11 protein-coding genes and 2 rRNA genes are annotated in these 12,606 nt (G+C 47.3%); all 13 read right to left on the minus strand.

What is annotated here, in order from left to right; all coding sequences use genetic code 11:
* Positions 1-120: 120 nt before the first annotated feature.
* The 13 genes from rnr to CHX35_RS00935 all read right to left on the minus strand — a co-directional run bounded on the left by rnr (position 121) and on the right by CHX35_RS00935 (position 12,603).
* Positions 121-2,475, minus strand: coding sequence for a ribonuclease R (gene rnr / locus CHX35_RS00875; protein ID WP_091832428.1), 2,355 nt, complete (start codon positions 2,473-2,475; stop codon positions 121-123).
* A gap of 13 nt (positions 2,476-2,488) precedes the next feature.
* A complete protein-coding gene (locus CHX35_RS00880) occupies positions 2,489-3,256 on the minus strand; it encodes an alpha/beta hydrolase (protein WP_091832431.1) in 768 nt (255 codons plus the stop codon).
* Positions 3,257-3,532: 276 nt separating this feature from the next.
* Positions 3,533-3,649, minus strand: a 5S ribosomal RNA gene (gene rrf, locus CHX35_RS00885).
* Positions 3,650-3,705: 56 nt separating this feature from the next.
* A complete protein-coding gene (locus tag CHX35_RS00890; RefSeq protein WP_176391812.1) occupies positions 3,706-4,362 on the minus strand; it encodes a DUF4272 domain-containing protein in 657 nt (218 codons plus the stop codon).
* A gap of 160 nt (positions 4,363-4,522) precedes the next feature.
* Positions 4,523-4,639: ribosomal RNA gene (rrf, locus tag CHX35_RS00895) — 5S ribosomal RNA — on the minus strand.
* A 158-nt stretch (positions 4,640-4,797) separates the two neighbouring features.
* Positions 4,798-5,040, minus strand: coding sequence for a preprotein translocase subunit SecG (gene secG / locus CHX35_RS00900; protein WP_091832438.1), 243 nt, complete (start codon positions 5,038-5,040; stop codon positions 4,798-4,800).
* A 201-nt stretch (positions 5,041-5,241) separates the two neighbouring features.
* The gene (locus CHX35_RS00905) at positions 5,242-5,439 is read right to left on the minus strand and encodes a hypothetical protein (protein ID WP_091832441.1); all 198 of its coding nucleotides are present in this window, start codon (positions 5,437-5,439) and stop codon (positions 5,242-5,244) included.
* A gap of 150 nt (positions 5,440-5,589) precedes the next feature.
* Positions 5,590-6,873 (minus strand): phosphopyruvate hydratase, encoded by a 1,284-nt coding sequence (eno, locus tag CHX35_RS00910; RefSeq protein WP_091832444.1) that lies wholly within the window; start codon positions 6,871-6,873, stop codon positions 5,590-5,592.
* 31 nt (positions 6,874-6,904) lie between these two features.
* The gene (gene gpmI / locus CHX35_RS00915; protein ID WP_091832447.1) at positions 6,905-8,440 is read right to left on the minus strand and encodes a 2,3-bisphosphoglycerate-independent phosphoglycerate mutase; all 1,536 of its coding nucleotides are present in this window, start codon (positions 8,438-8,440) and stop codon (positions 6,905-6,907) included.
* On the minus strand, positions 8,437-9,207 hold the full coding sequence (tpiA, locus tag CHX35_RS00920; RefSeq protein WP_091833412.1) for a triose-phosphate isomerase: 771 nt from the start codon (positions 9,205-9,207) through the stop codon (positions 8,437-8,439). The genes gpmI and tpiA overlap by 4 nt, the downstream gene beginning before the upstream one ends.
* Before the next feature lie 70 nt (positions 9,208-9,277).
* Positions 9,278-10,459, minus strand: coding sequence for a phosphoglycerate kinase (locus tag CHX35_RS00925; protein WP_091832450.1), 1,182 nt, complete (start codon positions 10,457-10,459; stop codon positions 9,278-9,280).
* Positions 10,460-10,529: 70 nt separating this feature from the next.
* Positions 10,530-11,537, minus strand: coding sequence for a type I glyceraldehyde-3-phosphate dehydrogenase (gene gap / locus CHX35_RS00930; protein WP_091832453.1), 1,008 nt, complete (start codon positions 11,535-11,537; stop codon positions 10,530-10,532).
* 46 nt (positions 11,538-11,583) lie between these two features.
* A complete protein-coding gene (locus CHX35_RS00935; RefSeq protein WP_091832456.1) occupies positions 11,584-12,603 on the minus strand; it encodes a sugar-binding transcriptional regulator in 1,020 nt (339 codons plus the stop codon).
* Between the last annotated feature and the right edge of the window lie 3 nt (positions 12,604-12,606).

The raw sequence follows: 12,606 nt of genomic DNA on the forward strand, positions 1-12,606 counted from the left end.
ATACGGTATTTTTTAGTATACCAAGCCAGCTGGAGTGTCGTCAACCAGGGAAAATTTCTTTCTCCAAGACTTTCTTTCTAAAAGAAAGAGAGCCAAACTAGGCCCTCTTCAACAAATCCTTTATTTATTTCGTGGTCGCTTGGCTTTATGGTTCCCGCCTGGCTTTCCTTTGCCTTTGGCAGCTGCTCCACCCTTACGGTTTCGTCCACTCCCCTTGCTCCCAGGCTTCCGATTGCCACTTGGACTCCCACTCTTCTGCCCCTCACGTCGTCGAGGGGGACCCGATGGACGTGGTGGGCGTGGACGCGTTTTTATCGTTCCATCATCATCTTCATTCACTAATTCAAAGTCCACTTTATGTTCTTCCATATTGACACCCGTCACACGGATGGTTACTTTATCGCCAATGTTATATACTTTTCCAGTCCGTTCACCGCTCATGCGCAGAGTGACATCATCATAATTATAATAGTCGTCATTCATACAGCTGACATGGATTAAGCCTTCTACGGTATTTTCCAACTCGACAAACATTCCGAAGGAGGTCACACTGCTGATGGTTCCTTCAAAGACATCGCCCACTTTATCCGCCATGAACTCCGCCTTCTTCAGATCATCCGTATCCCGCTCTGCATCCACTGCAACCCGTTCACGATCGGAAGTGTGTTGCCCTGCTTCAGGAAGCCACGCGGTTAATTCGGCTTTCCTTTTTTCAGGAAGGCTCTTCCCGTTGTGTTCAAACACTTCACGCATGATCCGATGGATGATCAGATCCGGATAGCGGCGAATAGGGGATGTAAAGTGGGAATAGAAGGTCGCCGCGAGACCAAAATGCCCAAGACACTCCGCTGAATACTTCGCTTGTTGCATCGAGCGAAGCATCACCTTACTAATCACCTTCTCCTCTGGCTTCCCTTCCACCCGCTCTAGAATTTTTTGTAGCACTCGGGGTTTTACCTTTTGGGCACTTCCCTTGGCTGTCTGACCAAAGATCGTGATAAATTCGAAGAAAGCTTGTAATTTTTCAGGGTCCGGGTGCTCATGAATTCGGTACATGAACGGAATCTTTAATTTATAAAAGTGTTCTGCGACCGTTTCGTTCGCAGCCAACATAAATTCTTCAATCATCATCTCAGAAACCGTACGTGGCCTTTTTACGATGGCAATTGGTTTTCCCTCTTCATCCAGTTTGATCTTCGCTTCTGGAAAATCAAAATCAATCGCACCCCGGTCCACTCGTTTTTTACGGAGAATATCGGCTAGCTCCGCCATTTTTTCAAAGTGAGGGACGAGTGATTGATAACGTTCGATCAACTCTTGATCCTTCTCCACTAAAATTCGGGTTACGTCATCATAGGTCATCCGTTCATTCGTACAGATCACACTAGGGTAAATCTCATGGTGAACGACCATTCCCTCAGCATCGATCTCCATATCGCAAGTCATCGTCAGACGATCCACCTGTGGATTCAAGGAACAAATTCCATTGGAGAGACGCTGGGGTAACATCGGGATCACCCGATCCACCAAATACACACTATTACCCCGAGCATATGCCTCTTGATCCAAGGTGGATCCTTCTTTTACGTAGTAACTGACGTCAGCAATATGAACACCCAATCGGAAGTGTCCATTGGCAAGGGGCTCGATCGATACGGCATCATCAAGGTCCTTTGCATCTGCTCCATCGATGGTCACCATCACTCGATCGCGTAGGTCCCGGCGATTTTGCGATTGAATTTCCTCTTCAGAAATCTTCTCGGGAACTTGATCAGCTTCATGGATCACTTCTGCAGGAAACGCTTCAGGCAACTGGTACTTGCGGATAATCGCTAAGATATCAACGCCAGGGTCGTCCCTGTGGCCCAGCACCTCCACAATCTCCCCTTCAGCACTTTTGCTTCCCTCTGGGTAAGCTACCAACTTCACAACGACTTTATCACCGTGATCGGCATCATTTCTACCGTTCTTCGGAATGAAGATATCCGAGGATAGGCGTTTATCATCAGGGATCACAAAACCAAAATGCTTCGAATCCATGTATGTCCCAACCACTTGCAAGCGGCCACGTTTTAGAATCCGAACAACTTCCCCTTCGGGGCGCTTGCCCTCTTCTTGCCCTTGGATGCGAGCAAGTACGATATCTCCATCCATGGCCCCATTCATCTCATTCCCATGAATAAACAAATCACTGTCAAAGGGCATTTCTGCATCGGGAATGACGAAGCCAAACCCTTTTGCATTACCTTGCAAACGACCCCGTACCATATTCAACCGCTCAGGCAACCCAAAACGATCCGATCGTGTGCGAACAACACGCCCCTCTTCTTCTAAGGTTCTGAGCACGCGTTCAAAGGCCTCTTGCTCTCCAGGGATGTCCGCACCAAAGTTTTCTTGCAACTCCTTGAGGGTCATCGGTCGATAGGATTCCTGTACCATTCGTTGTATAATTTCACGTTCATCTACCACAATCATGCTCCTTTCCCAGTCAGAGAGCCTCTAATTCATTCGACTCTGTTACGCGCTTCACAAAGGCATTGATCTCCGCAAAGAGCCGCTCTCTCTCCTTGTCCACCGTTATGATATGCCCTGAGTTGGCAAACCATCGAATATCCTTCACTTCCGAACCAATTGCTTCATATATGTAAGAAGCACTTTTTGGAATTACTGTCTCATCCTTCTCCGCTTGTACAACCAGAGCCGGTACCTTAACCTCAGGCAGGCGGGGGCGAAGGTAACGAATAAACTTTCGTAGGGAAGCAACACATTTAAGGGGAGTACGGTCATAAGCAACTAAGTAATCTTCGATGTGTTGCGGTTTCCCCCCGCCTCTTTTTTGATAAGGCATGACATAATGAAACAACCCTGTAAGATGTGCGCGCTTATCCTTCAGCCAGATGGGTGCACATAATGGAACAACCCCTGCAAGCGGCTCGGTTCGAGCAAGATTCAGGGCAAGGCACCCCCCCATCGAAAGACCGACCGCAAAGATCTCCTCCACGCCACTTTCCTTGAGACGCTGGTACCCTTCTTGGACACTTCGCCACCAATCCGGCCAACCCGTGGAAATCATATCCTCTGGGCTCGTACCATGCCCGGCTAATAACGGAGCATGAACGGTATACCCTTGCTTATGAAGAAACCTTCCTAAGGGATTCAGTTCTGAAGGTGTGCCAGTAAATCCGTGAATTAACAGCATGCCAGTTTTTCCACCTTCGTAGAAAAAAGCTTCTGGCGATCGACGTTTTATTTTCATAACGTAAGCCTCCCGCTATCTTCAATCATTCTTAATGGGAAGAGAAGCGATTAATACTTGCCTTTATCAGAAGCATAGGTTGCGGGATCCGATCCCATGCCCCATTCTACGTACTATTCTGTTCCAACTCCCGCCATTTCAACCACACCAAGAACCGGACCCGCTTATGCCTTAGAGTAAGAGTATCACAGAACAAACCATCGGTGGAATGTTTTCCGACAAAAGCACGAACGAAGCAACACAAAAAAGCACCCGTATCACAACGAGTGCTTTAGCGCCCGGCAATGCCCTACTCTCCCAGGGGCTCGCGCCCCAAGTACCATCGGCGCAGGAGGGCTTAACTTCCGTGTTCGGGATGGGAACGGGTGGATCCCCTCCGCCATCATCACCAGACTATAAATAATTTATCATATTCCTTGCTGGATAGCAAGTGTTTTTAATAAAATTGTTTAACGCCAAATTTGGTTGCCAATTAACCAATTTAAAGCTTCATGCCATTGCCATGCAATTGTTGCTTCATAATTGGCTGGAAGCTCGTTTTTATCCTGCTCACCCGACCATAGTAATCGACGCAACCAATCCAATTCATCCAGTATTTCAGAGAGAGGACGTAATTTGGCTTCATTCATATATGTAGTCACTTCGGTTTCAATCTCGGGCACTACTTCTTTTACTTTGCTCCCATCACACTCGACATCAGGAAATCCAAGTCGTTCCACCTTACCTAGCGCCCAGAGAAGGACCCATAATGCTTCCATCCGCCACGACAACGGATGATCCTCCATATCCTGCAGTTTTGTCTCTTTATCTTCAGTGATTGGCGGAAGTGCCAATTGAAAGACAGGTTCTTCCTCTGGACTCAGCCGGTCCCACAATCTCTCACTTTGGATCCAACGAGCCAGGAGCTCGGGTTCATCATGAAAAATGACACCTTGCAAAGCGTACAGGATCACTACCCGAGCGGCAACATCCGCAGGGCGCCTTAGACGGACATCCTCTTCTCCTTCAATGACAGGGAGCGATGGATCCACTGGTACTCCCTGACTTTTAAGGCGTTCCTCGGAGCGAATTTTTCGATCCATGCCCATATCCACTTGTACACTCATGTTGACATCCTTTCCAACCGTTCTCATATCTATCATTTTGCACATAAGAGAAGGCTTCCGTCTATAGCTGAAAGGACCTAATTTGCTAATTTTTTGCTTAACGAAACCTAAATAGTCCCATCCAACAGAAAAGCACCCGTATGGAAACGGGTGCTTTGGTGCCCGGCAACGTCCTACTCTCCCAGGGGCTCGCGCCCCAAGTACCATTGGCGCAGGAGGGCTTAACTTCCGTGTTCGGGATGGGAACGGGTGGATCCCCTCCGCTATCGCCACCAGACAAGTACTACTATACCATCTCTTTCGCTCATTGGCAAGAGAAAAAATGATTTTCTACGTAAATAATCGATTAAAATTTCAACTACACTGAAAATCCATTTTCCTATTTGCAACAAAAAACAGCCGGGCATCTCCCTGCTGTTTTTTGACTATTCCTCATTACTTAGCCCATACGTCAGAGTAGCCTGCTAATAAGGTTAAGATTAAAAAGAGAATAGCCAGCACAACGGTCACTTTGCCTAAAAGGGCATCGATCCCTCTTGCTTTCGTCTTTCCAATCAAATGCTCCGAAGCTCCACCGATCGCACCGGAAAGACCTGCGCTCTTACCGGACTGAAGGAGAACGACGATAATCAAACCAAGACAGACGATGGCAAGCAAAACATTTACTGCAGTTACCATCTATCTACACCTCCCATTGGTGCGAAGACCTACGAAGTCACACTGATGTCAATTTACCATATCAACGGAAGGTTTTCAAGGTGGACTTGTTATGAATTCCCATTTATTTCCTCGTTGGTAATGAACACACCTTCAATAATCCCTTTCCCTCTTTTATGAAGGTGCTTGGTTCAGGTGAGATTTCCTGACAACCTTTTCTTTTTATTCTCTGGCCTGCTCCTTCACACCATAGGCCATCACGATGACTGTATAATGCTTCTCATCATGAGGGATCACTTGTTGAACAACAACCGACTCTGCTTGATAGGAATCACGAATCTCCTGAACGGCTTTCGATAGACCATTCGCCAAATGATCATCCCCAATATTCAGCTCTAGATACACCTGTCTTTCGATCATGAATCACGCCTCCTTTTTCGTTGGGTACCATGGTAACATCAATTTCATGATGATAAAAGAATGGGATCCACTTACTTTTCTTACCCACCAAAGAAAAAAATCTCCCTACACTAGTGTAGGGAGATGGATAAAGCCCTATGATTCAAAGGGTTAACCTTTTAAGTTAAATGTTTCCTTCCCAGGATAACGGCCTGCGCCGCTCAACTCTTCTTCGATCCGAAGGAGTTGGTTATACTTGGCTACCCGATCCGTGCGAGAAGGCGCACCGGTTTTAATTTGACCCGCACCTGTCGCAACGGCAATATCCGCAATCGTCGTATCTTCTGTTTCACCGGAGCGGTGGGAGATCACAACGGTGTAACCGGCACGTTGAGCCATTTCCACTGCATCAAAGGTTTCGGTCAGGGTACCAATTTGGTTTACCTTGACAAGGATGGAGTTCCCGACTCCTTTTTTAATCCCATCTGCCAGCCGCTGGGTATTGGTTACAAAGAGGTCATCCCCAACGAGTTGTACCTTATCCCCCAAGGTCTCGGTCAGCTTTTTCCAACCATCCCAGTCATCCTCTGCCAACCCATCTTCAATCGAAACAATGGGATATTTTGTGGTGAGTTCTTGATAAAAGGCAATCATTTCGTCGGAGGTTTTCGTCACCCCTTCACCTTCCAATCGATAAACACCATCTTTATATAGCTCAGTCGAAGCAACATCAAGGGCCAGCAACACTTCCTCGCCTGGCTTATACCCCGCCTTCTCAATCGCTGTCACAATGGTTGCCAACGCTTCTTCGTTCGAAGATAGGTTAGGCGCAAATCCACCTTCATCCCCAACAGAGGTCGAAAGCCCTTTATCCTTCAATACGGCTTTAAGGTTATGGAAGATCTCTGTGCCCATCCGTACACCCTCGTGGAAACTCTCAGCACCCACTGGCATCACCATAAACTCTTGAATATCCACATTGTTATCTGCATGCTCCCCACCATTGAGGATATTCATCATCGGAACAGGAAGGGTCTTTGAATTAAATCCACCCAGATACGTGTACAAAGGTACATCCAATGCCTCTGCAGCGGCACGGGCAACCGCCATGGAAACCCCTAGAATTGCGTTCGCACCAAGCTTTTCTTTGTTTGGAGTGCCATCAAGGGCGATCAATGCTTCATCGATCTCCACTTGATCAAGCGCATCCATCCCTTCTAGTTCTGGCGCAATCACTTCATTCACATTTTGCACGGCTTTGAGTACGCCTTTACCAAGAAACCGTTCACTGTCTCCATCGCGTAATTCAACCGCTTCGTGGGCACCTGTGGAAGCACCCGATGGAACAATTGCCCTCCCCATCGCACCGGTTCCAAGTACGACTTCAACTTCGACGGTAGGATTACCTCGGGAGTCCAATACTTCCCGGCCATATACTTCAATAATATCTGTCATGAGAAAATCCCCTCCTTGGGATAAATAAATCTTATTTAACGATCGAGGTACCTGTCATTTCAGGGGGTTGCTCTATATCGAGGAGTTTGAGAAGTGTGGGAGCGACATCCGCTAAGACCCCACCCTCACGTAACGAAACCTCTTTATCAGTCACAATACAGGGAACAGGAAACGTTGTATGAGAAGTTACAGGACGATCTTCATCATCGAGAACCATATCGGCATTGCCATGGTCAGCAAGAATGATTGCTCTACCGCTTTTGTCTTTTAAGGCAGACATCACTTTCCCTAAGCATTCATCCACCGCTTCAACTGCTTGAATCGTCGGCTTCAATTTTCCAGAGTGACCCACCATATCAGGGTTTGCGAAGTTCAAAATGATGGTATCAAAGGACTCTTCTTCAATCGCCTTGACCAACGCCTCTGTCACTTCATATGCACTCATTGCTGGCTTCAAATCATAAGTAGCAACATCCGGTGACTTAATTAAAATACGCTCTTCACCGGTAAATTCCTTTTCTCTGCCACCACTAAAGAAAAAGGTCACATGGGGATACTTTTCAGTTTCAGCAATGCGCAACTGTTTCAATTGATTCTTTGCAATCACTTCGCCGTAAGTATTGGTTAGGTCGGTAGGCTTAAATGCAATATGACCATCCACATCATCCGAGAATTTTGTCATACAGACAAAGTACAGATTAGTTGGCCCGTCCCCTTGACGGGTAAAGCCAGTAAAGTTTTCATCGGTGAAGGCGAGGGAGAGTTGAATCGCCCGATCCGGTCGGAAGTTGTAGAAGACCACCGCATCATCATCATCTATCGTACCAATCGGTTTCTGTTGCTCATCGACCATCACCGTTGGGATTACAAATTCATCATAAACTTCTTGAGCATAGGAGATTTCGAGTGCTTGTACGGGATGATGCGCCTTCGGCCCCTCTCCAGCCACAATGGCACGATAAGCCTTTTCTACGCGATCCCAGCGCTTATCTCGGTCCATAGCATAATACCGACCCGATAGGGTTGCAATTCGGCCGACACCCAGTTTTTTCATCTTTTCTTGGAGTTCCTCTAGATATTTCACACCGGAATCCGGGGAGACATCGCGACCATCTAAAAAAGCATGAATCACTACGTTGTCGAGGTTCTCTTTTGCGGCTAACTCCAACAATGCATAGAGGTGCTGGATGTGACTATGGACGCCTCCATCGGATAAGAGGCCCATCAGATGGAGTTTGGAACCATTTTTTTTCGCATGTTGGATCGCTGCCTGTAAGGTAGCATTAGTAAAAAAAGTTCCATCCTTCACCGCTTCGGTAATGCGCGTCAAATCCTGATACACGACACGACCTGCACCAAGGTTCAGATGGCCTACTTCAGAGTTTCCCATCTGACCCTCTGGCAAACCAACAGATCCCCCAGATGCACCAAGGGTAGTGTGGGGATAAGCCTCCCACAATTGATCAAAGTTTGGTTTTTGGGCCTGGGCAACCGCATTGCCATGGGTTTCTTCCCGAAGACCAAATCCATCCAAGATAATGAGTGCAACGGGGTTCTTTTTGCTCATTTGCTGTCACCACGCTTAGCAGCAGCATCCACTAATTGACCAAAGGAGTTCGGATCAAGACTGGCTCCACCTACAAGGGCACCATCAATATCCGGTCGCTCTAGGAAGGAATCGATATTACTTGGTTTGACACTTCCTCCATAAAGAATACGAATGTCTCTTGCCACATCATGATCCAGTTGATCCGCAACGGTTTTCCGGATAAAACGGATGACCTCATCAGCATCATCGGCTGTCGCTGATTTACCTGTACCAATCGCCCACACGGGTTCATAAGCGAGAATGACTCGAGAAGCCTCAGCAGAAGAGCGTCCATCAAGGGCTTTTGCCACCTGATCACGTACCGTTTCTTGCGTACGATCCGCTTCCTTCTCCTCTAGGGTCTCCCCAATGCAAACAATCGGGGTCAGATCGTGGTCAAGTGCGGATTTGGTTTTTTTATTTACGGTTTCATCTGTCTCAGCAAAGTAGGTCCGTCGTTCAGAATGACCGATAATTACATAGGGAACATCAATATCCTGAAGCATCGTGGGACTTACTTCACCTGTATAGGCACCCTCTTCTTCCCAATGCATGGTTTGTGCTCCAATTCCTACACCGGTCCCAGAAGTCGCTTGAGCCAAAGCGGGTAGGGCAACAAAAGAGGCGCACACTACCTGTTCAACCCCTGACACCTCACCTCGTTCACGCAGTGCATTCATAAAATCAAGGGCTTGATCCACGGTCTTATACATTTTCCAATTCCCTGCAATTACAGGAGTACGCATGCTGTTCACCGCCTTCATCCAATGTTGTCATCCTGCTACAATTGCGCACTAGCAATGTAACCTTTATTCATTAACGATCCAGTAACGCAGCTACACCCGGCAGAGTTTTTCCCTCCATCAATTCTAATGAAGCTCCACCACCGGTCGAGATATGATCCACTTGATCAGAGAGACCCGCCTTGGCAATCGCTGCCGCCGAATCTCCACCTCCAATAATACTGATAGCATCGGAGTCAGCCACTGCCCTAGCCACTGCAAAGGTGCCTTCAGCAAATCGATCGAATTCAAATACTCCGAGAGGGCCGTTCCAAATGACAAGCTTTGATTGCCGAATAATTTGAGCGTACTTTCCCCTTGAATCCGGCCCCATATCCAGTCCCTGTAAGTCTTCAGGGATTTCGTTTGCAGGGACGACTTCCGCTCGGGCTGTAGCAGAGAATTCAGCAGCAGCTACCACGTCAATTGGCAGTTGGAGATCGACGCCTTTCTCTTCTGCTTTCGCCATAAACTCCTTTGCCAATGCTACTTTATCAGGCTCCAATAAGGACTGCCCAATTTCATACCCTTTTGCTTTCAAAAAGGTATAAGCAAGTCCTCCGCCAATTAATAAATGATCCACTTTATCTAACAGGTGTTCAATGACACCAATTTTATCCTTAACTTTTGCTCCACCGATAATCGCCGTAAAAGGGCGCTTTGGAGAAGCGAGTGCTTTACCGAGGGTTTCGAGTTCCTTCTGCATAAGGAAACCCGCCACCGCCGGCAGGTAATGAGCGATACCCTCCGTGGAAGCATGAGCACGATGAGCAGCGCCAAAAGCATCATTTACATACAAATCTGCGAGGGAGGCAAATGATTGTGCGAGCCCGGCATCATTTGTTTCTTCTCCTGGATAGAAACGAACATTTTCCAAAAGGAAAATTTCCCCGTCCTTCATGCTTTGCACATGAGCAGTTACTTCATCGCCAACCGCTTCATCCGCTTTCGCTACCGTCTTGCCAAGGAGATCTGAAAGCCTTTTTGCCACAGGGTCTAGCCGTAAGGATTCAACAACTTGCCCCTTCGGACGACCTAAGTGGCTTGCCAAAATCACTTTTGCCCCTTGCTCACTTAAGTAGGAAATAGTGGGCACAGCCGCCTGGATACGATTATCATCAGTGATCTTTCCGTCTTCTAGCGGTACATTAAAATCCACGCGGCAAAACACGCGTTTACCACGGAGATCCACATCACGAATCGACTGTTTGTCCAATTTGTCGCCCTCCTTAGCATGAGAAAGAGGAGAGTAATCTCCCCTCTTTGTTACCCTCTTTATTCTAGTCTTAGAGGCCTTTCTTCGCAATGTAGATCATTAAGTCCACCATCCGGTTGGAGAAGCCCCATTCATTATCATACCAAGAAATGACCTTTACCATGTTGCCATCTTGAATCATGGTGGATAAAGCATCGACGATCGAAGAACGTGGGTCCCCATTGTAGTCTTTTGAAACGAGTGGTTCATCAGAATAACCAAGAATTCCTTTTAGATTTCCTTCGGAAGCTTGACGAAGTGCCTCATTCACTTCTTCTACTGTAACCTCTTTTTCTGTTTCGGCTACAAAGTCGACTACGGAAACATTTGGAGTGGGTACCCGCATAGAAAAACCGTTCAGTTTGCCTCCAAGCTCAGGCAACACCTTAGAGACGGCTTTAGCTGCTCCCGTACTTGTTGGAATAATGGATTCTCCAGCTGCACGAGCACGGCGTAAATCTTTATGAGGAAGATCCAAGATTTGTTGGTCATTGGTGTAGGAATGGACCGTTGTCATCAATCCACGACGCACACCGAATTGCTCATGGAGCACTTTCGCTACAGGGGCGAGGCAGTTAGTAGTGCAGGATGCATTGGAGATAATGTGGTGAACTGCTGGATCATATTTATCTTCGTTTACCCCAACGACAACGGTAAAATCTTCGTCGTTAGCTGGTGCTGAGATAATTACTTTCTTCGCACCTGCTTGCCGATGTTTTTCTGCATCCGCCTTTTTAGTGAAGCGCCCGGTTGACTCCACAACGATCTCAACACCCATTTCACCCCAAGGAAGCTTTGCTGGATCGCGTTCAGCAATTACTACAACCTCTGTTCCATCCACCATCAGACCATTTTGAGTAACCTCTACACTGCCCTCATATTTACCATGGATTGAATCATATTTGAGTAGGTGGGCAAGGGTTTCGGCATCTGTCAAATCATTGATTGCCACTACGTCTAATTCAGGATTTTTCATAGCAACCCGAAATACCGCACGACCAATTCGTCCAAAACCATTAATTCCAATTTTCGTTGCCATCGAGCATTCCTCCGTATCTATGTTGTCAATCTTTGCAAACCAAACCTCACATGGGCAAAATCGCCCTGGCAGCACCTTCATCGGTGATGAGTGTTCCCCCTCCGACGGCAGGACAAACCGCTGCAATAGATGCAGCTTTATCCGATCCTCCAGCAACGGTAATCACATTGTCTGCTCCGGCTAAATCTTCCAACGTGAGTCCAATACTTCGCCCGTAATAGACGATCCGTCCATCGGGTGCGAAGTAATAGCCAAAGGCCTCCCCCACTGCACCCTCTTGCTGTAAATGAGCGAGCAATTGAGGCGAAGATTTCCGTCGCTCAGCCATAGCCTTAGCATCTCCGATCCCATGAACGACAATGCGGGCGGATCGAACCAGTTCGACCACTTCTTGAATATGGGGTTCCTTAATTAATGTTTCGCGTGCCTCATCAGATAGCTGATCAGGAACATGGAGAAGCTGATATTTCCCACCCGATTTCGTAGCCATTTGAGAAGCAATGGTATTTGCCTCTAACTCCACCGCTTCTCCTAGACCTCCTCGTGCAGGCACAAATGTCGTCTCTTTTAGGCTAGAGGAGGCAGTCATCATTTCTGCAACCGCAGCTAATGTCGTTCCCCCAGCAACAGCAACCACCTGATCCGGTTGAGCAATCGACTTTAAGATGCGAGCGACAGCACGCCCCATCTCTTTTTTCACCCAGTCAGATTGGTCGGAATCACCAGGAACAACAATCACCCGTTTTAAATGCAGATGGGTTGCTAAACGCTTCTCTAAATCCGTTAAACCAAATAAATCCTTCATCAGTGGTTCCATCTCAGCTACCAGGTCACTTCCAGCATCAGAAAGTTTCATACCAACAGTCTCAATACGTATAAGACCCTGCTCTCTAAGGAACTCTACTTCACTACGTAGAATGCGCTCCGTCATCCCCAGGGCCGCTGCTAAACTGCGTCGCCCTACCGGTTGCATTAAATGCAATTGACGAAGAACTTCATAGCGTTGTTTTAAAACATCTAAGAGATCAGGCAAAAGTTTCTTCTGCATCTCGATCATTGTCTTCATTTA

Source organism: Marininema halotolerans (assembly GCF_900116235.1).
Taxonomy (GTDB): Bacteria; Bacillota; Bacilli; order Thermoactinomycetales; family DSM-45169; genus Marininema; species Marininema halotolerans.

Coding starts and splice junctions, on each gene's coding strand:
- rnr (WP_091832428.1), bottom strand. CDS start 2,475: ATGATTGTGGTAGATGAACGTGAAATTATACAACGAATGGTACAGGAA.
- CHX35_RS00880 (WP_091832431.1), bottom strand. CDS start 3,256: ATGAAAATAAAACGTCGATCGCCAGAAGCTTTTTTCTACGAAGGTGGA.
- CHX35_RS00890 (WP_176391812.1), bottom strand. CDS start 4,362: ATGAGTGTACAAGTGGATATGGGCATGGATCGAAAAATTCGCTCCGAG.
- secG (WP_091832438.1), bottom strand. CDS start 5,040: ATGGTAACTGCAGTAAATGTTTTGCTTGCCATCGTCTGTCTTGGTTTG.
- CHX35_RS00905 (WP_091832441.1), bottom strand. CDS start 5,439: ATGATCGAAAGACAGGTGTATCTAGAGCTGAATATTGGGGATGATCAT.
- eno (WP_091832444.1), bottom strand. CDS start 6,873: ATGACAGATATTATTGAAGTATATGGCCGGGAAGTATTGGACTCCCGA.
- gpmI (WP_091832447.1), bottom strand. CDS start 8,440: ATGAGCAAAAAGAACCCCGTTGCACTCATTATCTTGGATGGATTTGGT.
- tpiA (WP_091833412.1), bottom strand. CDS start 9,207: ATGCGTACTCCTGTAATTGCAGGGAATTGGAAAATGTATAAGACCGTG.
- gap (WP_091832453.1), bottom strand. CDS start 11,537: ATGGCAACGAAAATTGGAATTAATGGTTTTGGACGAATTGGTCGTGCG.
- CHX35_RS00935 (WP_091832456.1), bottom strand. CDS start 12,603: ATGAAGACAATGATCGAGATGCAGAAGAAACTTTTGCCTGATCTCTTA.